This window comes from Actinomadura meridiana, from assembly GCF_039537545.1.
GTDB lineage: Bacteria > Actinomycetota > Actinomycetes > Streptosporangiales > Streptosporangiaceae > Spirillospora > Spirillospora meridiana.
On record NZ_BAABAS010000021.1, the window covers coordinates 16,652 to 37,874 of the forward strand.

The following is a 21,223-nucleotide window of genomic DNA, read 5'->3' on the forward strand; positions in this document are numbered from 1 at the left end:
TCACCGAGAGGGCCGCTCCCATGGTCCATTGGCTGCAACACGAGACAGGCGGCCTGCTGACGCTGTGCGCGGCGTCCATCGCGATCCTGCTGTTCCTCATCATCAAGGTCAAACTCGAACCGTTCATCGCCCTGCTGGTCTCCGGCCTCGCGCTCGCGCTGGTCGCCGGGCTCAGCGTCGAGGAGATCGTCGGGACCGCGCTCAGCTCCAAGGAGTCGGTCCTGGAGAAGGGCTTCGGCGGGCTCCTCGGTCACATCGCGCCGATCGTCGGCCTCGGCACGATCCTCGGCGCCATCCTGGAGCGGTCCGGCGGCGCGGACGTCCTGACGCGACGACTGCTGAGCGTCGCGGGCGAACGCGGCGCGCCCCTCGCGATGGGCCTCGCCGGGCTCATCTTTGGTATCCCGGTCTTCTTCGACGTGGGCATCTTCGTCCTGGCGCCACTCGTGTACATCACGGCGCGCAGGGGCGGGCGCTCGCTCGTCCTGTACACGATGCCGCTGCTCGCGGGCCTGTCGATGACCCACGCGTTCCTGCCGCCGCACCCCGGGCCGGTCGCCGCCGCCGGGCTCCTCGAGGTGCCGCTCGGCTGGCTCATCATCCTCGGCCTGGTCTGCGGCATCCCCGCGTTCCTCGTCGCGGGCGTCGTCTGGGGCGCCTGGATCGGCAAGCGCGTGATCGTCGAGGTCCCGGAGGAGTACGTCGTGGCGGAGGAGGTGAAGCTGGAGAAGGACGAGCCGGAACCTTCGCTCGCCCTCGTCGGGTTCATCATCGCCGTCCCGCTGGTGCTGATCCTGCTCGCCACGTTCGGCACCGTCTGGTGGGAGGACAGCTCGGCTCTGCCCGCCCTGACGTTCCTCGGCAACCCCGTCGTCGCCCTCACCATCGCCGTCCTGCTCGCGATGTACACCCTCGGCATCCGCCGTGGCGTCTCCACCGCGGAACTGTCCGACCTGGCGGCGCGGTCACTACGTCCGATCGGCATGATCCTGCTGGTCATCGGCGGCGGCGCGTTCTTCGGCGCCGTCGTGTCGGCGACCGGCGTCGGCAAGGCCCTCGCCACCACCCTGTCGGACGCGGGCCTGCCCGTCATCGTGCTCGCCTACCTCATCGCCTGCGGGCTGCGGCTCGCGCAGGGCTCGGCGACCGTCGCGATCGTCACCACCGGCGGCATCGTCGCGCCGCTGGTCACGGCCAAGGACTACTCAGACCCGCACGTCGCGCTGATCGCCATCGCGATCTCGGCGGGCTCCATCATCGCCTCGCACGTCAACGACGGCGGCTTCTGGATCATCTCCCGCTACTTCAACATGTCGGTGCGCGACACCATCAAGACGTGGACGGTGCTGGAGACGATCCTGTCGGTCGTCGGCTTCGGAATGGCGGCCTCGCTCAGCACCTTCATCTAGAGGGCACCTTTATCCAGCCCGCATCTAGCCGGGATCGAGAAGCGAGGCGAGATAGGACAGGATCGGCGTGCACAGCTTCGGCAGGGTGGCGTGCTGTCCCATGGCGACCGCACCGGTCACCAGGGACGCCACCCCGCCGACCAGCATCGTGGACGCGAACTCGTGGTCCGGGAGGCGGCGGAACCGCTCGTCCTCCATCAGCGCCGCGTCGACCAGCTCGATGAAGCCCCGATGGACCGTGTGCCGCAGGACGGCCGCCGCCGGGCCCGCCGCGTAGATCTCCAGCAGGAACATGCGCGCCGAACTCGCGTCGGCCGAGAGCTCCCGCAGGTAGTCGCACACCGCGTGTTCGAGGCGTCGCATCACCGGCTCGCCGGTCGGCTTCAGCGCGTCCCGCACGACGGTCGCTATGCGGTCGGCGGTGGCCTGGTAGGCGGCGAGAAAACACGCCTGCTTGTCGGCGAAATGCTCGTAGAACGTCTCGCGGGACACATGGGCGCGCTTCAGCACGTCGGCGACGGAAGTGCGGGCGTAACCGTTCTCCGCCACCGCCTGCGTGATGCCCTGGAGCAGCCGGTCCCGCTGCGACGCCGAAACCTGCGCGCGGGTGAGGTGATGACGCCCGCGCGGCAGCGAGGGGAAGCCGTCGGAGTCCACCCGCACAAGCTATCAACGTGATCAGTCAGACTCAGGAAACCCGTTTACCATGAACAAGTTTGTTCGCAGAGGTGTTACGGTTTTGTGCGTATCGGGGGAACGGGCGTCCCCGCCTCGGAGCTGGCGGGACGGCCGAGCGATCACGGCCCGGCGCAGCCGGCGTGTGGTGAACGTTCGATCCAGGCAGTGCGCCACGGGGGCCGATCTGTACTGGACGGTGCGCGAAACGCATGTCGCTGACCCCGTCGCCGGGCCCGATCCCGAGACGACCGCGCGGCCCCGCGGTCTCCTCACGACGGCTCCCCGCGGCTAGGGCAGCAGCCCTGTCCGGCGGGCGGTGGTGACCGCCTCCAGCCGGGTGTGGCTGTCGAGCTTGCGCATCGCCGAGCGCAGGTAGCTCTTCACCGTCTCCGGCATCAGGCCGAGACGCGCGGCGGCCTCCGCGTTGGTGCAGCCGATCGCCACATGCGACAGCACGTCCAGCTCGCGCGGCGACAGCGCGGGACGCGGCGAACCGTCCGGCTCGGGACCGGCCGCCGCCAGCCGCAACGACGCCTCCCGGAGTCGGTCGCGCGTGGCCGCGTCGTCGACCCGGTCGGCCAGCGCGCGCAGCTCCGCCTGCACGGCCCTGACCTCCTCCCACCGCGCGGCCGCCGGTTCCGGACGCGACCGCGCGAGCGCCTCGTGCGCCCGATCCTGGACGGCGAGGTCCTGCTCCAGGTCACGGGCGGTCTGGACGGCCGCGCCCAGCACCCGGTCGGCCAGCGACAGCGGCTCGCGCAACGCCCCGTACAGGACGCCCCGCACGCGCCGCCGCACCACGATCGGCACCGCCAGGATCGACAGCAATCCCTCCCGGCCGACCGGCTTGTCGTAGTCGTGGCTGATCGACACCGAATGCGGATAGTTGCTCACCCACAGGGGACGGCCCATGGCCATCGCCTTGCCGCCGAGCCCGTTGCCGTGGCGCACGATCAGGCCGTCCAGCGAGTCGGTGGTGTTGCCGACCAGCTCGGTGATGCGCAGCCGGTCGTCCGCGCCGCCCGGGGCGTTCCCGGACACGGCGCCGCCGAACACCACCGGAAGGCCGGTCGTCCGGTGCAGGGACAGCACCGCCGTCCGGACGCCGCCCTCGTCGTCCCGCGTCATGCTTGGGGGTCGGACGCCCAGATCCCCCGACATAGGCACACCCATGCTCCGAGCATGCCCGCCCCGGCGGCGTCTCGAAAGGTTCCGAACGAAAACGGGCGATCAGGGTTGCGCGGCGGGCTCCGAATCGGAGATTCCCAGAATGTCGACGGCCTCCGCGCGCATCTGCACCTTGCGGATCTTCCCTGTGATGGTCATAGGGAATTCGTCCACGACATGCACGTAACGCGGGATCTTGAAGTGGGCGAGGCGGCCGTCGCAGAACGCGCGCAGCCCGTCGGCGGTCAGGCCCGGCACGCCCTCGCGCAGCCGCACCCACGCCATCAGCTCCTCGCCGTACTTCTCGTCCGGGACGCCGATGACCTGCGCGTCCACGATGTCGGGATGGGTGTAGAGGAACTCCTCGATCTCGCGCGGGTAGACGTTCTCGCCGCCGCGGATCACCATGTCCTTGATCCGGCCGGTGATGGTGACGTAGCCGTCGCCGTCCATTACGGCGAGGTCGCCGGTGTGCATCCAGCGTGCGGCGTCGATGACCTCGGCCGTGCGTTCGGGCTCGTCCCAGTAGCCGAGCATCACCGAATAGCCGCGCGTGCAGAACTCGCCTGGCGTGCCGCGCGGGACGGTCACGCCCGTCTCCGGGTCGATGACCTTGACCTCAAGATGCGGCATCACGGACCCGACGGTCGAGACACGTCTGTCGAGCGAGTCGCCCGCCCGCGTCTGCGTCGACACGGGGGACGTTTCCGTCATGCCGTAGCAGATCGCGACCTCGCTCATCCCGAGCCGCTCGATGACCTGTTTCATCACCTCGACGGGACACGGCGAACCCGCCATGATGCCGGTGCGCAGGCTCGACAGGTCGAGATCGTCCAGCGACGGCTCGTTCAGAACGGCGATGAACATCGTCGGGACCCCGTACAGCGACGTGCACCGCTCGGCGGCGACGGCGTCCAGCGTCGCCTTCGGGTCGAACACGGGCGCCGGGATCACGATGCACGCGCCATGGCTGGTGGACGCGAGATTGCCCATCACCATGCCGAAGCAGTGGTAGAAGGGCACGGGCACGCAGACGCGGTCCTCCTCGTCATAGCCGCACAGCTCGCCGACGAAGAATCCGTTGTTCAGAATGTTGTGGTGGGAGAGCGTCGCGCCCTTCGGGAAGCCCGTCGTTCCGGACGTGTACTGGATGTTGATGGGGTCGTCGGCGGTCAGCGTCCGGCCGATCTCGGTGAGCGTCGCCGGGTCGATGGCCCGGCCAGCGCCCAGCAGCGCGTCCCACTCCGGCGTGCCGATGAGGACGACGTCCCGTAGCGCCGCGCACTTCGGCCGCACCTCACGGATCATCGCCGCGTAGTCGGACGTTCTGAACGCGGTCGCCGACACCAGCGTGCGGATACCGGCCTGGTTCAGAACGAATTCCAACTCATGCACCCGGTACGCGGGATTGATGTTGACCAGGATCGCGCCGATCCTGGCCGTCGCGTACTGGACGAGCATCCACTCGGCGCAGTTCGGCGACCAGATGCCCACGCGGTCGCCCTTGACGACGCCGAGTTCGAGGAGGCCGAGCGCCACCGCGTCCACGTCGTCGGAGAACTGCTCGTACGTCCAGCGGCGCCCGGACGCCTGCTCGACCAGCGCGTCACGTTCCGGGAAGGCCGCGACCGTCCTGGCGAGGTTCGCGCCGATGGTGTCGCCGAGCAGCGGCACCGCCGACGTGCCCGACGCATACGAAAGGAAGGGCGCGCGGGGCGACATCATCGAAGATCCTCCTCACGGAACTCGCCCGGGGGCCGGTCGTCGGCGCCTGGGTGCTTGCCGCGCTCGCCGTCGCGCAGCTCGACGCGGCGGATCTTGCCGGAGATCGTCTTCGGCAGCTCACCGAACTCCAGCCGCCGGACGCGCTTGTACGGCGACAGCTGCGCCCGGCTGTGCTCGAAGATCGCCTTCGCCGTCTCCGCGGTCGGCTCCCACCCGGCGGTGAGGGTGACGTACGCCTTCGGCACGGCCGCCCGGACCGGATCGGGCGACGGCACCACCGCGGCCTCCGCCACCGCGTCATGCTCGATCAGCACGCTCTCCAGCTCGAACGGCGAGATCTTGTAGTCGGACGCCTTGAACACGTCGTCGGAGCGTCCGACATAGGTGATGTAGCCGTCCTCGTCGCGGGAGCCGATATCGCCGGTGTGGTAGAAACCGTCCGCCATCGCCTCTTCGGTACGCGCGTCGTCGCCGTGGTAGCCGGTCATCAGCCCGAGCGGCCGGTCGTCCAGGTCGAGGCAGATCTCGCCCTCGTCGCCGGGCTCCCCGGTCGCCGGATCGACCAGCGCCACCCGATAGCCGGGCACGGGCCGTCCCATCGACCCCGGCTTGACCTCCTGACCAGGCGTGTTGGCGATCTGCACGGTTGTCTCGGTCTGCCCGAACCCGTCCCGGATCGTCCGCCCCCACACGGCCTTGACCCGCTCGATCACCTCGGGATTCAAGGGCTCGCCCGCCGCGACGACCTCACGTGGCGGATTCGCGAGCCGTCCCAGATCCGACTGGATCAGCATTCGCCACACGGTCGGCGGCGCGCAGAAGCTCGAAACCCCGCACCGCTCAAGGGTGTCGACAAGCCGATCGGCATCGAACCGCGTGTAATTGAAGATGAACACGCAGGCTTCCGCGTCCCACGGCGCGAAGACGTTGCTCCAGGCATGCTTCGCCCACCCCGGCGACGAGATGTTCAGGTGGACGTCCCCGGGCCGCAGCCCGATCCAATACATCGTCGACAGATGGCCCGCCGGGTACGAGGCGTGTGTGTGCTCCACGAGCTTGGGCTGTGCCGTCGTCCCGGACGTGAAGTACAGCAGCAACGTGTCGCGCGACATCGTCAGCCCGTACGGGGTGAACGACTCCGTCTCCCCATAGGCGTCGGCGTAGTGCACCCACCCGTCGACCTTCTCGCCCACGGCGATCCTGGTGAACTCACCCTCCACACCATCGAACTTGTCGACGTCTTCCGACCCCACCACCACATGCCGAGCGTGCCCCCGCACCACCCGATCCTGGAGATCCGCCGTCCCCAGAAGCGGTGTACACGGAATCAGAATCGCGCCGATCTTCATCGCCGCGAGCACCGTCTCCCACAGCTCGACCTGGTTGCCGAGCATCAGAATGATCCGGTCGCGGCGCCGCACCCCCGACCGCCGCAGCAGGTTCGCCACCTGGTTCGACCGCCGCGCCATCTGCGAGAACGAGTACTTCGCCTCGGACCCGTCCTCCTCGACGATCCACAACGCGGGCGAGTCGTTGCTCTCGGCGATCTTGTCGAACCAGTCCAGCGCCCAGTTGAACCCGGTCAGCACCGGCCACCGGAACTTCTCGTACGCGGTCGCGTAGTCGTCACGATGCGCGAGCAGGAAGTCGCGCGCCGCGCGGAACTCGACTGCGGCCATGGTCTCTCCTCAAAGCACACACGAACACCCGGCACAAGAATCGTTGGCCATCCAAAGTGACCTACGCCACCCCCAAACGGGGGTAGTCATACCCACCCCCGTCCCCTCCGCCCAGGCAACACAAGCCTCACCCAGGGGAACATCTGTTCGCCTGCGGTCGATCTTCACTCTGCGTCAAGATGCAAAGAGATGCAAAGAGATGCCAAGTAAGTGGCCACCAACGCGACCGTGACCCCGCGTCCGATCGCCGCCCAAAGGAGAGGACATGCCCCAGCGCCCCAAGACCCTGACCCCGTCACGCGGCCCGCTCGACCTCTTCGGCTCCGAGGTCCGCCGATACCGAGAACTGGGCAAGCTGTCCCTCGCCCAACTCGGAAACCAGATCCCGTACTCGTCCTCGATGATCAGCGCCGTCGAGCGCGGCGAGTCCGGCTGCGAACGAATCTTCGCCGAGGAGTGCGACCGCGTCCTGGACACCCGAGAGGCCCTCACCCACCTCCACGACGGCCTCTTCGACGGCCGCACGGCCGCCTTCCCCGAACACTTCGCCGACTGGCCCCAGTACGAGACAACGGCCGAAACCTTGCGGTCCTATCAGCCGCTCGTGATTCACGGTTTGTTGCAGACGCCGAGCTACGCCGAGGTGCTTCTCTATGGCGACCAGCAGGCCGTGCAGAGCCGAATCGACCGGCAGATCATCCTCACTCGAAACGAACCACCGCCGCCGAGGCTGATCTACATCCTCCCGGAACGGGTACTGCGCTCTCGGGTCGGCACCGCAGCGGTGATGTACGAGCAGCTTCATCAGTTGGCCGACGCTGTGTCCCGGCGCCTGTCCGTTCAGGTGATTCCGGACGGCGCTCCGCATCCGGGCAACCTTGGCGGGTTCACCATCGCGACCCTGCCCGGCAACCTTCAGACCGCCTACACTCTTTCCGAGCCGCACGGCAGGATCCTGGACGGGTTGTCCGAACTCGAACGGCTGCACCAGCGGTTCGCGGACATTTCCACCTATGCGCTCCCGGCCGAGTTGTCGGCAGCGTTGATCAAGGAGATCGCAGAGGAACTATGGAAGCCATGACCCCTCGCCCCGCATGGCGCAAGAGCAGCCACAGCAGCTCACAGGGAGACGAATGTGTCGAACTGGCAGACCTCGGCAAGGTCGTGGGCGTCCGAGATTCCAAGGACCCGGACGGCCCCAAGCTCTTCATCACACCCGGCACCCTCCGTGTTCTGCTGGCGGACCTAAAGCATTAGCCGAACGCCGGACCGCTGAGGTGGAGGAACGATGGAAAACATGACATCTCGGCCTACGTGGCGAAAGTCCACCCACTCCGGCGGAGACGGTTCGCATTGCGTGGAGCTTGCCCGGCTGTCCGGAAACGTAGGCGTCAGGGACTCCAAGGATCAGGACGGGCCGGAGTTGCACATCACCCCCGACGCCTTCCGCGCCCTGCTGGCGAAGTTGAAGCGCTGACCCCGACCTGCCCTCTAGCGGAAGGGTGATGTCTTTGATCTTCTCGGCGTCCGGGTGGAGGGAGAAGGCAAGCTTCGCACTCGGGTGGTAGTGGTTCAGTCTTGATTTCGCCCCCACCGGGAGGACGGGATAGGGCCGTGGATGTCCGGGTCGTAGGCCTCGCCGTCTTTGGGGACGCGGTATCCGTCAGGTCGGTATCGGGGTTCGGGGGGCGGGGCCTCGGCAAGGCCAGTGCCATGACAGTCGGCGCATTCGACACTGATCCAGTGGTTTGCTCGGGTGAGGACGATTTCCCCCTTGCCGCTGCATGCCGCACATGCGGGGCCGTCCCAAGGGTCGGCGGTCACTTCTTCCCCTTCCCGTTGCAGCCCCAGCACTTGATCCACTGCTTTGGCTTGGCCTTGTTCGGCTGGCCGTTGCCGAACTCCCACCACCCGCCCTGGCCGTTGCAGGTTTGGCAGTCCTCTTGTGTACCCACCGTATGCCTACCCGCCCTCTTCATCCAGAGAAGCCGGGACGGCTTGGCTTGTGAATCCCTTTTGTGGTTAGTGCTCTGGTTCCGGGCGGTGGAACGTGCCGTCCAGCTAGATCGCGGTGTAGCGGGTCGGTCTACTCCACCTGGACGCCTTCCGCGCACTGCTGGGGGAGTTGAAGCGCTGAACTCTGCCTGGCCCGATCTTTTCGGTCGGGACGGTGAGAGTCGGGCTTAGCGGGTCCGGCGGGCGTGGGCGGTTGGGGGCTGAGGTTGTGGGCGTGCGGGTCAGAAGGTGACTTTGAAGGAGAACGAGACGGTTTTCGTTCGTTCGAAGTGCGTTCTGAAGTCGTTGCTCATGCTCGTTCCGGCCTTGGCCTGGCGACGGCCCAGGGTGGCCTCAAGGCCGCCGGAGGCCTTGAGGAACAGGTCGAAGTCCCGGTTCAGCTCGCTCAGGAGGTTGACGACGAGTGAGAGGCTCGTGCTCACGTTGTGCGAGCCCTCCCGCTGTTCGATGAAGATCCGCAGGTCTTCGACGTCGCTCGGGTCGTAGCCCTCCAGGGCGCTCAGGGCTCCCTCGATCGAGGGCGCGTGGCCGGGCCACCTGCCTTCCGCTTCGACGGTCATCTTCAGATCGTTGCGAAGCCGGGCGGCAAGATTGAGTGACGTTTCCTCATTGAGTGCCAGGTTCGCCTTCGGCATCTTCTTGCGCGCCGGTTCCGCTGTTCCGGTCTGGATCTGGGACGAGTATTCGTTGGTGGCGTTGAAGTTCTTGGAATCGGTGCGGGACTCCATGACCTGCAAAGACGTGGCGCCGAGTTCCCGGCAGACCTTGAGTGCGAGGCGGCATTTCCGCAGCGCGGTCCCCTGGATCGCGTCGACCGCGTCGATGTAGCGTTCGGGCACCACCGGGTCGCGCACATAGGCCCGATCGTGGGTCAGCGCCGAGTTCTTCAGTTCGGGGAACTGCTTCCAGCGGCCGAACAACGGGACCGGGACGATCGTGATGCGGTGGTCGCGAACACTCTCCGGGGCGTCGTCCGAGATGCGGACGAAGTCCTCGCGAGAGACGGTCAACAGTCGATCGGCCAACTTCTCTGGAACGTACATCTTTTCCCTCGCCGCTCTGTCTCAGGTTCGTGAGCGTCTCGTCTAGTTGGCCGCGCGGGCCCACGCCCACAGCTTGCTGAGGATTCTCTCGCTCCGCGAGCGCGCACCCCACTCCAGGACAGAGCGGAACTCGTCGTGGTGCACGGTGATCTGACCGTCCCGCAGCAGTTTCGCGATCCGCTCGGTCATGGCGGCGGTCCACCCCGCGCCGCCGCCGACCCTCCTGATGATCACTACGACGCCCTGCGGCCCGCCGTCGTCGTGGCTGAGCCCGACCGTCGTCTGGATCAGAAGATCGTTGTTGTGCCGGATCGACAGGCCCTGCCTGCCCCGGCGGTGTTTGCCCTTCCTGCGCAGCAGGCCGATCATGTGGATCGCCTGCCGTTTCGGCTCGGCGGGCCGACGTTCCTCGTCGAACCAGACGAAGGGCGGCTCGCCGCTCTCGTACTCGGCGTAGACCAGCTCGAGAGCGGCCATCACAGCATCGCCTGAATGACGTCGGCCGCCAGGAGCTCGGCGGACTCCAAGGTGAGCATGCTTCCGGCGACGACCTTGGTCGTCTCCATTTCCAGTATGTTGATCGGCTCACTGAGTTGTTTCTGTACCGTGCTCAGGAAGTCGGCCGGATCCTGCGGGTCGTACCGGGAGTCCTGGTCTGTGAAGGTGACGACAAAGATCACCCGCTTGACCTTGGCGCCGTATCGCTTGATGCGGGAGGCATCGGCGATCAGTCGTTCGTAGAACTCCGACTCCTTCAGCGTATCCTCGTCCGCTTCCAGATTCGGCGCCTTGATGAGGTAGAGAATGTATGAGGCGGCCTTCACGCCGTCCTTGGAATTTTCAAGGATCTCGTCCATGCCGCTGAAATCCCTGACATTCCTGAACGTGATCGGCTTGTCGACCGAGAGGATCTTCTTCCCCGTGTCCAGCTGGATCTTGCCGATGAACTCACCGGCGGGAAGGGTTCGGGTTACCGGCTCGTCCCATTTCCCCTGCCAGGTGTTCAGCAGTGTGGTCTTGCCGCTCTTGCTCGCGCCGAGCAGGATGATCTTCGCTGGTCGCCTGAGCTGGCGAACGGTGACGGCCGTGCCTATCGCTCCGCTCGCCAGCACGACACCGCCAATGATCAAAGGGAGTGGCAATGCGGGCTCCTCGCGTTGGAAAGAGAGATTACGGGCACAGTCTGAAGGCTCAGCGTCAGTTTCCCACAAACCCGGGAGAAAGGTGGTGGCCGCAAGCGGACGTAGCGATTCGGTATCGTCCGCCTCCAATCTGGCGACCTTCTGGAGCCTTTCTCCCGGGTGTGTGAGCGAGGCATGATCCGTTTCTCTGTGCGGCGCTCCCGGATCAGGCGGTGCCGAATGTGGCGGTGCGCGCGTCGCCGTGGAGGCGGCGCAGCCCGGCTTTCTCCAGGACGCGGACGGACGCCGGGTTCGAAAGCTCCACCGTCGCCGTCACCGCCTCGACACCCGGCGCTACCAGCGCGAACGCCACCAGGGCTCGGGCGGCCTCGTTGGCGTAACCCCGTCCCCGCCGGGACTCGACGACGCCGTAACCGAACTCGACGGCCCCGTCGACCGGCGGCCAGAACAGGCCGATGGCACCGACGACGAGGCCGCTGGCCGACTCGATGATCTGGCGCTGCCCGTACTCGCCGAGCGCGGTCGGGGTCTCCGCGATGAAGCCCGCGATGACGCGGTCGCCTTCGGCGGGAAAGTCGTCCGCCCAATGGTCTCGCCGCTCACCGGCGAGGACGGCGCCCACCTCGGCCATGGTCCATGGCCGCAGGACGAGGCGGTCGGTGCTCAGGTCGGACGAAGAAGAGATGAATGACATGGAACGCTCCTGGTCGTGCTGGACGACCGGGCCGCGCTCAGCCTCTCGCGACCCGGACAAGGGCATGCTGATGACGAAGAACGGCGCAGGCCATATTCATCAACCCCCTTGTCGCGGATGTCGTCGCAGATTATCGCGAGTCAGGAGTCCGATGGGACGTAGGGCGGGGCCACGCCCCAGTCCCAGTGGGGCATGGGGGCTTCGAGGGGTGGCTTGGCGTCGGGCTGGGAGTTGGCGAGGGCGATCCGGGTGCCCCATTCGATGTAGGACGTGAACGCGGCACGGAACTCCGGGTCGTCCGGGAGGCCCACCTCGTCGGCGGCGTCCATGAGAAGGGCGACCCAGCGACGGCGTTGGGGTTCGGCGATGGCCTTGCCGAGATGCTGGCGGACCATGTGGTGGTAGCCGCCGCGTTCCCCGCTGTAGCGTTCCGGCCCGCGGAACACCTCGCCCAGCCAGATCGCGACCCATTTCGGGTGGTCGGGGGCCATGTGTTCGAACAGCGGGCGCAGAAGGTCGTCCTTCAGCACGTTCGTGTAGAAGACCTCGGTAAGACGTTCGAGCGCTTCGCCGCCGCCCGCCCACTCGTACATCGTCGGGACGGACGAGCCCGCGCCGCGCACCGCCGTCTGCTCGTAGTGCCGCATTTCCTCGATGCGTCGCACGTACGGCTTGATCTCGGCGAAGAAGGCCGGGAAGTGCTCGCCGCCCCGGAAGCCTTGCAGATGGTCGTCGGCCGACGTCCACCCGATGCGCAGGATGTAGGACGTGGGCTCCTCGACGCACCGCGAAAGCTCGTAATCCACGCATTGCGGTGCGGCGGCCAGGGAGGCGGACGCCCGCGCGTAGGCGGCCTCGAACTCCTCCGCCTCCGCCGGGTCGACGCTGTAGCGGATGTACTCGACGATCATCTGGCCCCCAGAGACACGAAACCGGTCGGGTAATCACTGTAATGCTGTAATCACCCGACCGGAAGCGTGCTGATCAGTTCTTTGACGAGGTCGAACGCCGCATCAGGGCGACCGCACCCCCCGCCACGACCACGACGAGTGTGATCAGGCCGATCCAGAGCCAGCCCGACGAGCCGTCGTCCGAGTCCTCGGTGGACGCGGTGCCGGTCTGGGTCGGCGCCGGGGCGGCGGGCTGCGCCGCGGCGTCGGACGAACCCGTCACCGTGAACGTGTAGGTGCCCGACACCGGATGGCCGTCCGCCGACACGACGCGCCAGCCCACCGTGTACTTACCGTTCGGCAACGTCCCGCCGACCTGCTGGGTGACCTTGTTGTCGACGGCCTGGGGCGCCCCGACCTGGCGTTCCTTGCCGGAGGCGTCCGTCAGGATCACGCGGGGCAGCCGGATCGGGTCCGAGTAGGTCAGGACGACCTGCGACGGTGACGCGATCGACGAGTCCTTCTTCGGGTTCGCGTCGGTGAGGGCGGCGTGCGCGGAGGCCGGGGGCGCGAAGATCGCCAGGACCGTCCCGACCGCCAGGGCGCCCGCGGCGACGCGCCGCGCCACGCGGATCATGACCGGCTCCGGGCTCGGGTCAGGCCGTAGCCGCCGACCGCGATGCTGAGGACCCCGACGCCGATGCCGATGCCGCCGAGCAGCCGGGCCGTCCCGTCATCGGCGGACTCGGACGCCTTGGGCGTGGTCTTGGAGACAAGACCGCTGGTCGTGTTCACGCTGGTGGAGCCCTTCGGGACGAGCTTGAGCACTGGCGCCGGGTGCTCGGGTTCGGCGGCGCCCTCGGTGGTCGGTGCGTCCCACTTGACGACCTCACCGTTCGAGTATGTCTGGTCGGCCTTGAACATCAGCTGGTCGGTGTTGGTCGGCAGCGGGCCCATCGACACGTCGAACTCCTGGAAGTTACCAGGGTCGATCTTGCCGCCCGACCAGGTGATCTTGGTGACGGCCTCGGTCAGTTCGCCGCCCTCGATCTTCATCGGGGTCGCGAGCTTGGACTTGTCGACCTTCACCGTCCAACCGGGGACGGGACGGACCGACACCGACGGCAGCGGATGCTCCGCCGGAAGGTTCACCACCAGCTTGGTCGTGGACGCGTTGTCGCGCTCGTTCGGCACGCGGAACGTCGCCTTGGTGTACGACCCCTGCTCGGCGGTCTTCGGGTTGACGGTGACGTGCGCGGAAGCGGCGGTGGCGAGCCCGATCACCGACATGACGGACAGCGCGGTGACGGCGCCGAGCCTGCGGGCGGCGTGAGAAAGGGAAGGCATGACGGAACTCCGTTCGAGGTCACGAGTGAAGCCGGAAGCGCCGTCGAGTCGGCGTCCGGTGACGTGCGGCGCTCGCTCAGCGGGAGGCGAGGAGCGCCCTCGAACCCGGCGGGGGACCCCGCCGGACGACCTGATGTCGCAGGGTGCGGCCGATGGCCGTGACGACCTTCGAAACAGCCGGAACACGCGGCCGGGCCTCGGCGGGCTCGACGTCGACGACGAGCAGCAGCCGGACCGGACGGTCGGCGGCGGCCAGGGCGATCCGCCGGGCCAGCGACCAGGCGGCCCGTTCACCGCGCCGCAACCACCAGGCCGCGATGATCGCGGCGACGGTGTGCGCGAGCGTCATCGTCGGCGCGTCCGAGGCGTGCGCCACCGGCATCAGGAGGTTCGAGCACGCCGTCGCCGCGTCCGGTATGCCCGTTTGGTGGTGCGTCGGCATCGGCTGGCTCGGGGCGGTCGCGGCCGTGAAGAGCGTGTGCAGCGCGAACTGTCCGCCGAGGAGGCCGCCCAGGATCGTCGCCAGCGAACGTTCGTGACCCGCCAGGACGAGCGTCACACCGAGCACCGCGCCGAAACCCGTCAGCACCGCCCACACCGGAATCGTCGTCCCCGATGCGAGGACGTGCCCGGAGGTCGCCAGCGTGACGCACACGGTGGCGAAAACCACCGCGCGTGCGGTTCGGAAGCCCGGCTGCGGGGGACGCGGGGACATGGCGCACCCATCGTCCCACCACTCCCGCGATCCGGATAGCCGACCCCGTGAACTCCTTGGCATGCCCAACATCTAGGGGTTGTGCAAAGATCGGCGACTACATGTAGGGTTCAATCCCGTGCTGGTTCGCCCCCGCCGCCCGTCGGCGGGGGCGTCGTAAGAGGGAACCCGGTGTGATTCCGGGACTGCCCCGCAGCGGTGAGCGGGAACGACCGCCGTCATAGGCACTGGGCCATCCGGCCTGGGAAGCGACGGCCAGTAGGACGCCTCGGCCCTGTCTTCACTGACAACGAGGCGACGCCCGCGAGTCCGAAGACCTGCCCGCACGAGGTCAGGGGGTCGCCCCCCAGACCGATATGTCCAGGCCTCGCGGGTGGGTCGGGGGCGGAGCGCGACGTGCCGTCGTGTCCCGTTCGCATGCCTCCGCGAGGCGGCTGCGAGGGGAGAGCACGTGACACAGGACCTGGTCGCGCCGCCGACGGCGGTCGCGGAGATCGCCGCCGAGATCGAGGCGGCCTGCGAGGGGATACCGGACACCGGCCCGGGCCGGGTGCTGGCCGCCGTCCGAGCCGGTGATGGACTGGACGCCGCCGAGCTACGCGACCTGGCGATCGGCGAGGCGAGCACGCTGGTGCCCGCCGAACCCGGATACTCCAAGGTCGCGGCCCGGCTGCTCGGGCTCCGGATCCGGGACGAGACGGCCGCCGCCGGGGTGCTGACCTTCGCCGACTCGGTCGCCGCCGGGCTCCGGGAGGGCCTGCTCGCGGACGGCCCGGCCGCGTTCGTCGCCGCCAACGCGCCCGCGCTCGACGCCCTGATCGACGAATCGGCCGACGACCGCTTCGAGTACTTCGGCCTCCGCACGCTCTATGACCGCTACCTGCTGAAACATCCGCGTTCGCGGCTCGTCCTGGAACGTCCGCAACACTTCCTCCTGCGGGTCGCGTGCGGTCTGGCCGACACGGTCGACGAGGCCGCCGAGCTGTACGGGCTGCTCAGCACGCTGTCGTATCTGCCCAGCTCACCGACGTTGTTCAACTCCGCGGCCCGGCGGCCGCAGCTGTCGTCGTGCTTCCTGCTCGACTCGCCGCGCGACGAACTGGAGTCGATCTACGAGCGGTACGCGCAGGTGGCGCGGCTCAGCAAGTACGCGGGCGGCATCGGGATCTCCTGGACGAAGGTGCGCTCACGAGGCTCGCTGATTCGCGGCACCAACGGGCATTCCAACGGGATCGTGCCTTGGCTGCGGACGCTCGACTCGTCCGTCGCGGCCGTCAACCAGGGCGGACGCCGCAAGGGCGCTGCCTGCGTGTACCTGGAGCCGTGGCACGCCGACGTCGAGGAGTTCCTGGAACTGCGTGACAACACCGGCGAGGACGCCCGCCGCACCCACAACCTGAACCTCGCCAACTGGGTTCCGGACGAGTTCATGCGCCGCGTCGAACAGGACGAAACATGGTCGCTGTTCGACCCGAAGGAGGTCCCGGAGCTGGCCGACCTGTGGGGTGACGAGTTCGACACGGCCTACCGGGCCGCCGAGAAGGACGGCCGTTTCGTCCGGCAGCTCCCGGCCCGCAAGCTGTACGGGCAGATGATGCGGACGCTCGCCCAGACGGGCAACGGCTGGATGACGTTCAAGGACGCCGCCAACCGCGCCTGCAACCAGACCGCCGAACCGGGACAGGCCGTCCACCTGTCGAACCTGTGCACCGAGATCCTTGAGGTGACCAGCGACAACGAGGCGGCCGTGTGCAACCTCGGATCGGTGAACCTCGCGGCGCATGTCGGTCCGTCCGGCATGGACTGGGAACGGCTTCGGAGCACCGTGCGCACCGCCGTCCGATTCCTCGACCGCACCATCGACCGTGGCTTCTACCCGACGCCCGAGGCGGAGACGGCGAACAACAAATGGCGCCCGGTCGGCCTCGGCGTAATGGGCCTCGCGGACGTCTTCTTCACGCTCAGCCTCCCGTTCGACTCGGCCGAGGCCCGCTCGCTGTCAACTCGCATCTCCGAGGAAATCGCCCTGGCCGCCTACAACGCGTCGGCCGACCTGGCCGCCGCCCACGGCCCCCTACCCGCCTACGCCCAGACCCGCACCGCACGCGGCCAACTCCATCTCGACCATTTCCCGGACGCGACTCCGTCCCGTCCCGCCGAATGGGAGAAACTCCGGAAACGGATCGCCGACGTAGGGCTCCGCAACTCGCTCCTCATCGCGATCGCGCCGACCGCCACGATCGCGTCCATCGCGGGCTGCTACGAGTGCATCGAGCCGCAGGTGTCCAACCTGTTCAAGCGGGAGACGATGTCCGGCGAGTTCCTCCAGATCAACGGCTACCTGGTGAACGACCTGAAATCGCTCGGGCTGTGGACCCCGGCCGTCCGGGAGGCGATCAAGAAGGCGAACGGCTCCGTCCAGGGCCTCGTCGGTCTGCCGGACGAGATGATCGCCCTCTACCGAACGGCATGGGAACTCCCACAAAAAGCATTGATCGACCTTGCCGCCGCACGCACCCCGTATATCGACCAGTCCCATTCCCTGAACCTGTTCATGGAGACCCCGACGATCGGGAAAGTGTCCTCGATGTACGCCTACGCCTGGCGCAGCGGCCTCAAAACTACCTACTACCTACGGTCGCGCCCGGCCACCCGCATCGCGCAAACGACCGTCGCGCAATCAAACCTCTGCTCCCTGGAAAACCCCGAGACCTGCGAGGCGTGCCAGTAATGTTGCTAGACCCCGGCATGGACCTGACCCTGCGTCCGATGCGCTACCCCGACTTCTACGAGCGCTACCGCGCCGCCATCCGCAACACCTGGACGGTGGAAGAGGTGGACCTCGCGTCCGACATGGCCGACCTGGCACGCCTGACGCCCGCCGAACTACACCTGGTCAACCGCCTGGTCGCGTTCTTCGCCACCGGCGACTCCATTGTGGCGAACAACCTCGTCCTCAACCTCTACAAACACGTCAACGCGCCCGAGGCCCGCCTCTACCTGTCACGCCAGCTGTACGAAGAGGCAGTGCACGTCCAGTTCTACCTAACCCTCCTGGACACCTACCTCCCCGACCAGGAAGAGCGCGTCAAGGCGTTCGCGGCGATCGAGCACATCCCGTCCATCCGCTCCAAGGCGGAATTCTGCTTCCGCTGGATCGACTCACTTGGCTCCCTCAACGAACTCAAAACCAGAGACGACCGCCGCACGTTCCTACTCAACCTGATCTGTTTCGCCGCCTGCATCGAGGGCCTCTTCTTCTACGGCGCCTTCGCCTACGTCTACTGGCTCCGCGCACGCGGCCTCCTGAACGGCCTGGCCTCCGGAACCAACTGGGTCTTCCGCGACGAGTCGATGCACATGGAATTCGCGTTCTCCGTGGTCGACACCGTCCGCGCCGAAGAACCCGACCTGTTCGACTCCGAGCTGACGGACCAGGTCACCCGCATGTTGGAAGAGGCCGTCCAAACAGAACTGGACTTCGCCCGCGACCTGTGCGGCGACGGCCTCCCCGGCATGAGCGCCGACGACATGCGCGCCTACCTGGAATACGTCGCCGACCAACGCCTCACCCGCCTCGGCCTCCCACCCCGCTACGGCACCCAGAACCCGTTCGCCTTCATGGACCTCCAGGACGTCCAAGAACTCTCGAACTTCTTCGAACGCCGAGTCTCGGCCTACCAAATAGGCGTAGAAGGCGCCGTAACCCTAAACGACCCCTTCTGACCGCACGGGAAGCCCATCGTCCGGCATGGTCGACTCGTAGGAGCTGGCCGCCTGCGCGAATGAGCGCGCGGTCGTCACGAGTGAATTGTGGAAGACATAGAACTCGCTCACGAGTAGTTCCTAGTTTCCGATTGACGTTATCGAGACCTGACTTTTCTCTGCTGTGTCCACCGAGGTGGCGACGAGCAAAGAATTGTTTCCAGCGGCGGTCCAGAAGACATTGCCCTTCAGGTGTGGTAGCGTCTCGGTCGATGCCGCTCCTCCGGTCGCGACGCCAACAGATCCGTTCTTCTGAATCACAAATGCCGTGGTTCCGTCGAACGTCGCCGCCCGCACGTCATCCGGAAGTCTGATGGTCGATGCGCCTTCTCCAGCGACGGTCATGACGGCGAAGAAGTGCTTTCCGCTCCGCAGGAACGGAATAACCATGCTGTCGCCCGCCGTCGTCAACGGCGAAAGAGGACCCCAAATATCATAGGATTGGGCCTTGTTCAGTGCGGTCCTGACTCGGCCTGACGGATCTTGGATGATCAGCTTATGCGTGTTCTCTTCGACCCCTTGCTCGAACACTCCGTAACCGTCGTCATTGATGCCGACGAACCTGTCGCTCATGGATGAAAGCGGAGAGTCGTCCGGTGCCAGAGTGTCATGATGCCAAGCGGCTCTCCCGGATACGGAGTCAACCGCGATGACGGCGCTATCGGTGCCGGTGGAGTGAGCGCCGGTCTGGGATGGTGTGGCCGGGGCGATGGGTGGCGATGGGTGTTCTGAGGTTGCTGTTGCTGGGCGGTTCGTGTTGTGGTGTTTTGGTGAAGGGGGCGGGATGCGGGTCTTGTTGCACTACGACATGGAGCATTTGGCGGCTGGGCTGGATGTCGTGAGCTGTTCGGAGCAGGACGACGAGCGGTTCGCGGAGTTGCTGGCGGGGGCCGAGGTGATCTGGCATGTGCTTCGGCCTCTGACGGCGGCGGACATGGATCGGGCGCCGAAGCTGCGGTTGATCCAGAAGCTCGGGACCGGCGTGAACACCATTGACCTGGAGGCTGCCGCTGAGCGGGGGATCGCTGTGGCGAACATGCCGGGGCGCAACGCGCAGGCCGTCGCGGAGACGAGTCTGCTGTTGATGCTGGCGGTGCTTCGTCGCGTTGTTCCGTTTGATGCGCGGACGCGGCGTGGGGCCGGGTGGCCCGCTGATCGGGAGCTTGTCGGCGGGGAACTTGGTGGGCGGACGGTTGGGCTGCTCGGCGGGGGTGAGATCGCGGGGCTGCTGCGGCCGATGTTGGAGGCGGTTGGCGCGCGGGTTCTGTACACGTCGCGGCGGCCTCGGCCCGGTGATCCGGCCTGGCGGGAGTTGGACGAGTTGTTGCGGTCGAGTGATGTTGTGTCGGTGCATGTGCCGCTGACGGACGAGACTCACCATTTGTTGGATGCCGAGCGGCTCGCGCTGTTGCCGGTCGGTGCGGTCGTGGTGAACACCGCGCGAGGTGCGGTGATCGACGAGGCGGCGTTGGTGGCGGAGTTGGTCTCGGGAAGGTTGGGCGGGGCCGGGTTGGACGTTTTCGAGCGGGAGCCGGTGGACGCTGGTAATCCCTTGCTGGGGCTCGACAACGTCGTTGTCATGCCGCATGTGGCGTGGCTGACTCGGGAGACCTGGGATCGGTATTTCGCGGTGGCCGAGGAGAACTGCCGTCGCCTTGGACGCGGCGAGGAACTTCTCTACCGCGTGCGTTAGTCGACTGAGTAGCGGATCGGAAGGCTCTTGAGGCCGCCTACGAAGGTGGTCGCGATGCTTTCTGGTTCGCCTGCCAGTTCTATGGAGCGTAGGCGTGGGATCAGTTCCTCGAAGAACGCCCGGACCTCGATGCGGGCCAGTGCTGCTCCTAGGCAGTAGTGGACGCCGAAGCCGAATGCCAGGTGTTTGTTCGGGTCGCGGGCGACGTCGAAGCGGAACGGGTCATTGAAGACGTCCTCGTCACGGTTGGCGGACGGGTACGAGAGCATGGCGGCTTCGCCCTTGCGGATCGTGACATCGCGGAGGTCGTAGTCGCGGGTCGCGGTGCGCATGAACTCCTTGACGGGCGTGACCCAGCGGATCATCTCGTCCACGGCGAGCGGCATCAGGCCCGGTGCGTCGCGGAGTTGGGCCAGTTGCGCGGGGTGTTCGATCAGCGCGTGCAGGCCCCCGGCGATCGTGGCGCTGGTGGTGTCGTGCCCGGCCGTCGCCACTATGACGTAGTAGGAGGCGGTGTCGAAGTCGTTCAGCCGTTCGCCGTCGATGCTCGCGTTCGCGATGGCGGACGCGAGGTCGTCTGTCGGGTTCTGACGGCGGGCGTCTGTCAGGCCCTGGAAGTAGGCGAAGAAGTCGAGCAGAACTTGCAGTTTCTCCTCGTTGGACGCGCCACGCTGGAACTCGTCGTCATCACCGCCGAACAGTTCCTGGGTGAGCCGCAGCATCCGGTCGAAGTCGCTTTCGGGTAGCCCGAGCAGCGACAGGATCACATAGAGCGGGAAATGGACGGCGATCTCCCGGGCGAAGTCGCACTCGCCGCCGAGCTCGACCATCCGGTCGACGTATCGCTTGGCCAGTTCCTTGACGCGGGGTTCCAGTGCCCGCATCGCTCGCGGGCGGAACCAGTCGGCGCCGATCGCGCGGAAGACGCGGTGGTCGGGGTCGTCCATGTGGACGAGGGTGCGCAACGCGATGCCCGCCTCGGCGCGCTGCTGGTTCATCACGTCGAGTTCGGTGGTCGCGAGCAGCGGACGTGGCGCGTTCAGGAACACCTGGTGCTCGCGTTCGACCTCCAGGATGTCCTCGTGCTTGGTGACGGCCCAGAATGGCGTGTATTCGGGCGCGTCCACGCGGTGGATCGGCGCCTCGCGGCGCAGTAATGCGAGTGACTCGTGCAGGAGACGATCGTCGGCGTAGGTCTTCGGGTCGGCGAGGGCCAGCCCGGCCTCGTCCACGGTCAGCGTCATCCGTTGGCTCCCGATG

The 21,223-nt window shown here is 67.0% G+C and carries 21 protein-coding genes and 1 riboswitch; of the genes, 7 read left to right on the forward strand and 14 right to left on the reverse strand.

Annotation, left to right across the window (positions count from 1 at the left end; all coding sequences use genetic code 11):
- Positions 1 to 20 precede the first annotated feature (20 nt).
- Positions 21 to 1,409, forward strand: a complete 1,389-nt coding sequence (locus tag ABD808_RS29865; RefSeq protein ID WP_344903630.1) for a GntP family permease — start codon at positions 21 to 23, stop codon at positions 1,407 to 1,409.
- Positions 1,410 to 1,433: 24 nt separating this feature from the next.
- Here the strand turns inward: ABD808_RS29865 and ABD808_RS29870 are convergent, their stop codons facing one another.
- The 4 genes from ABD808_RS29870 to ABD808_RS29885 all read right to left on the reverse strand — a co-directional run bounded on the left by ABD808_RS29870 (position 1,434) and on the right by ABD808_RS29885 (position 6,658).
- Entirely contained in the window at positions 1,434 to 2,066 is a 633-nt protein-coding gene (locus tag ABD808_RS29870) for a TetR/AcrR family transcriptional regulator (protein ID WP_344903633.1), read from the reverse strand.
- 309 nt (positions 2,067 to 2,375) lie between these two features.
- Positions 2,376 to 3,248: a helix-turn-helix transcriptional regulator gene (locus tag ABD808_RS29875; protein WP_344903636.1), complete on the reverse strand. Its 873-nt coding sequence runs from the start codon at positions 3,246 to 3,248 to the stop codon at positions 2,376 to 2,378.
- A 69-nt stretch (positions 3,249 to 3,317) separates the two neighbouring features.
- The gene (locus tag ABD808_RS29880) at positions 3,318 to 4,976 is read right to left on the reverse strand and encodes an AMP-binding protein (RefSeq protein WP_344904561.1); all 1,659 of its coding nucleotides are present in this window, start codon (positions 4,974 to 4,976) and stop codon (positions 3,318 to 3,320) included.
- Positions 4,976 to 6,658 (reverse strand): AMP-binding protein, encoded by a 1,683-nt coding sequence (locus tag ABD808_RS29885; RefSeq protein WP_344903639.1) that lies wholly within the window; start codon positions 6,656 to 6,658, stop codon positions 4,976 to 4,978. The genes ABD808_RS29880 and ABD808_RS29885 overlap by 1 nt, the downstream gene beginning before the upstream one ends.
- Before the next feature lie 265 nt (positions 6,659 to 6,923).
- On the opposite strand from ABD808_RS29885, the gene ABD808_RS29890 reads away from it, so the two are divergent.
- From ABD808_RS29890 to ABD808_RS29900, 3 genes are read left to right on the forward strand one after another with little or no spacing between them, the layout of a single operon-like run.
- Positions 6,924 to 7,739 carry a helix-turn-helix domain-containing protein gene (locus tag ABD808_RS29890; protein ID WP_344903642.1) on the forward strand — a complete coding sequence of 272 codons (816 nt, stop codon included), beginning with the start codon at positions 6,924 to 6,926 and terminating at the stop codon, positions 7,737 to 7,739.
- Positions 7,736 to 7,915 (forward strand): DUF397 domain-containing protein, encoded by a 180-nt coding sequence (locus ABD808_RS29895; RefSeq protein ID WP_344903645.1) that lies wholly within the window; start codon positions 7,736 to 7,738, stop codon positions 7,913 to 7,915. The genes ABD808_RS29890 and ABD808_RS29895 overlap by 4 nt, the downstream gene beginning before the upstream one ends.
- A 40-nt stretch (positions 7,916 to 7,955) precedes the next feature.
- Positions 7,956 to 8,135 carry a DUF397 domain-containing protein gene (locus ABD808_RS29900; RefSeq protein ID WP_344903648.1) on the forward strand — a complete coding sequence of 60 codons (180 nt, stop codon included), beginning with the start codon at positions 7,956 to 7,958 and terminating at the stop codon, positions 8,133 to 8,135.
- Positions 8,136 to 8,895: 760 nt separating this feature from the next.
- Here the strand turns inward: ABD808_RS29900 and ABD808_RS29905 are convergent.
- The 8 genes from ABD808_RS29905 to ABD808_RS29940 form a co-directional block, all read right to left on the reverse strand.
- On the reverse strand, positions 8,896 to 9,684 hold the full coding sequence (locus ABD808_RS29905) for a hypothetical protein (RefSeq protein WP_344903651.1): 789 nt from the start codon (positions 9,682 to 9,684) through the stop codon (positions 8,896 to 8,898).
- Between the two features lie 75 nt (positions 9,685 to 9,759).
- Positions 9,760 to 10,194: a hypothetical protein gene (locus ABD808_RS29910; protein ID WP_344903654.1), complete on the reverse strand. Its 435-nt coding sequence runs from the start codon at positions 10,192 to 10,194 to the stop codon at positions 9,760 to 9,762.
- Positions 10,194 to 10,988: a hypothetical protein gene (locus tag ABD808_RS29915; RefSeq protein ID WP_344903657.1), complete on the reverse strand. Its 795-nt coding sequence runs from the start codon at positions 10,986 to 10,988 to the stop codon at positions 10,194 to 10,196. The genes ABD808_RS29910 and ABD808_RS29915 overlap by 1 nt, the downstream gene beginning before the upstream one ends.
- 76 nt (positions 10,989 to 11,064) lie before the next feature.
- Positions 11,065 to 11,553, reverse strand: a complete 489-nt coding sequence (locus ABD808_RS29920; RefSeq protein ID WP_344903661.1) for a GNAT family N-acetyltransferase — start codon at positions 11,551 to 11,553, stop codon at positions 11,065 to 11,067.
- 140 nt (positions 11,554 to 11,693) lie between these two features.
- Entirely contained in the window at positions 11,694 to 12,464 is a 771-nt protein-coding gene (locus tag ABD808_RS29925) for a group II truncated hemoglobin (RefSeq protein ID WP_344903664.1), read from the reverse strand.
- A 73-nt stretch (positions 12,465 to 12,537) separates the two neighbouring features.
- Complete coding sequence (locus tag ABD808_RS29930; protein WP_344903667.1) at positions 12,538 to 13,080, reverse strand: copper resistance CopC family protein; 543 nt, start codon at positions 13,078 to 13,080, stop codon at positions 12,538 to 12,540.
- Positions 13,077 to 13,790: a YcnI family copper-binding membrane protein gene (locus ABD808_RS29935; RefSeq protein ID WP_344903670.1), complete on the reverse strand. Its 714-nt coding sequence runs from the start codon at positions 13,788 to 13,790 to the stop codon at positions 13,077 to 13,079. Before ABD808_RS29935 ends, ABD808_RS29930 begins: the two co-directional genes overlap by 4 nt.
- A 76-nt stretch (positions 13,791 to 13,866) precedes the next feature.
- The gene (locus ABD808_RS29940; protein WP_344903673.1) at positions 13,867 to 14,505 is read right to left on the reverse strand and encodes a hypothetical protein; all 639 of its coding nucleotides are present in this window, start codon (positions 14,503 to 14,505) and stop codon (positions 13,867 to 13,869) included.
- A 105-nt stretch (positions 14,506 to 14,610) separates the two neighbouring features.
- A riboswitch (cobalamin riboswitch) is annotated at positions 14,611 to 14,844 on the forward strand.
- 112 nt (positions 14,845 to 14,956) lie between these two features.
- Between ABD808_RS29940 and ABD808_RS29945 the strand changes: the two genes are divergently transcribed.
- Entirely contained in the window at positions 14,957 to 17,236 is a 2,280-nt protein-coding gene (locus ABD808_RS29945) for a ribonucleoside-diphosphate reductase subunit alpha (RefSeq protein ID WP_344903676.1), read from the forward strand.
- Positions 17,236 to 18,231: a ribonucleotide-diphosphate reductase subunit beta gene (locus ABD808_RS29950; protein WP_344903679.1), complete on the forward strand. Its 996-nt coding sequence runs from the start codon at positions 17,236 to 17,238 to the stop codon at positions 18,229 to 18,231. The genes ABD808_RS29945 and ABD808_RS29950 overlap by 1 nt, the downstream gene beginning before the upstream one ends.
- A 120-nt stretch (positions 18,232 to 18,351) precedes the next feature.
- Here ABD808_RS29950 and ABD808_RS29955 read toward each other — a convergent pair whose 3' ends face one another.
- Positions 18,352 to 18,843, reverse strand: coding sequence for a hypothetical protein (locus tag ABD808_RS29955; protein ID WP_344903682.1), 492 nt, complete (start codon positions 18,841 to 18,843; stop codon positions 18,352 to 18,354).
- Between the two features lie 124 nt (positions 18,844 to 18,967).
- Between ABD808_RS29955 and ABD808_RS29960 the strand changes: the two genes are divergently transcribed.
- Positions 18,968 to 19,963: a 2-hydroxyacid dehydrogenase gene (locus ABD808_RS29960; protein ID WP_344903685.1), complete on the forward strand. Its 996-nt coding sequence runs from the start codon at positions 18,968 to 18,970 to the stop codon at positions 19,961 to 19,963.
- On the opposite strand, the gene ABD808_RS29965 is transcribed toward ABD808_RS29960, so the two are convergent.
- Entirely contained in the window at positions 19,960 to 21,207 is a 1,248-nt protein-coding gene (locus ABD808_RS29965) for a cytochrome P450 (RefSeq protein ID WP_344903688.1), read from the reverse strand. The genes ABD808_RS29960 and ABD808_RS29965 overlap by 4 nt on opposite strands.
- Positions 21,208 to 21,223 lie beyond the last annotated feature (16 nt).

Bases quoted from the DNA above. Each gene is read 5' to 3' on its own strand.
- ABD808_RS29865 (WP_344903630.1), top strand. From the start codon at position 21: ATGGTCCATTGGCTGCAACACGAGACAGGCGGCCTGCTGACGCTGTGC.
- ABD808_RS29875 (WP_344903636.1), bottom strand. From the start codon at position 3,248: ATGTCGGGGGATCTGGGCGTCCGACCCCCAAGCATGACGCGGGACGAC.
- ABD808_RS29880 (WP_344904561.1), bottom strand. From the start codon at position 4,976: ATGTCGCCCCGCGCGCCCTTCCTTTCGTATGCGTCGGGCACGTCGGCG.
- ABD808_RS29885 (WP_344903639.1), bottom strand. From the start codon at position 6,658: ATGGCCGCAGTCGAGTTCCGCGCGGCGCGCGACTTCCTGCTCGCGCAT.
- ABD808_RS29890 (WP_344903642.1), top strand. From the start codon at position 6,924: ATGCCCCAGCGCCCCAAGACCCTGACCCCGTCACGCGGCCCGCTCGAC.
- ABD808_RS29895 (WP_344903645.1), top strand. From the start codon at position 7,736: ATGACCCCTCGCCCCGCATGGCGCAAGAGCAGCCACAGCAGCTCACAG.
- ABD808_RS29900 (WP_344903648.1), top strand. From the start codon at position 7,956: ATGACATCTCGGCCTACGTGGCGAAAGTCCACCCACTCCGGCGGAGAC.
- ABD808_RS29910 (WP_344903654.1), bottom strand. From the start codon at position 10,194: ATGGCCGCTCTCGAGCTGGTCTACGCCGAGTACGAGAGCGGCGAGCCG.
- ABD808_RS29920 (WP_344903661.1), bottom strand. From the start codon at position 11,553: ATGTCATTCATCTCTTCTTCGTCCGACCTGAGCACCGACCGCCTCGTC.
- ABD808_RS29925 (WP_344903664.1), bottom strand. From the start codon at position 12,464: ATGATCGTCGAGTACATCCGCTACAGCGTCGACCCGGCGGAGGCGGAG.
- ABD808_RS29930 (WP_344903667.1), bottom strand. From the start codon at position 13,080: ATGATCCGCGTGGCGCGGCGCGTCGCCGCGGGCGCCCTGGCGGTCGGG.
- ABD808_RS29935 (WP_344903670.1), bottom strand. From the start codon at position 13,790: ATGCCTTCCCTTTCTCACGCCGCCCGCAGGCTCGGCGCCGTCACCGCG.
- ABD808_RS29940 (WP_344903673.1), bottom strand. From the start codon at position 14,505: ATGTCCCCGCGTCCCCCGCAGCCGGGCTTCCGAACCGCACGCGCGGTG.
- ABD808_RS29950 (WP_344903679.1), top strand. From the start codon at position 17,236: ATGTTGCTAGACCCCGGCATGGACCTGACCCTGCGTCCGATGCGCTAC.
- ABD808_RS29955 (WP_344903682.1), bottom strand. From the start codon at position 18,843: ATGAGCGACAGGTTCGTCGGCATCAATGACGACGGTTACGGAGTGTTC.
- ABD808_RS29965 (WP_344903688.1), bottom strand. From the start codon at position 21,207: ATGACGCTGACCGTGGACGAGGCCGGGCTGGCCCTCGCCGACCCGAAG.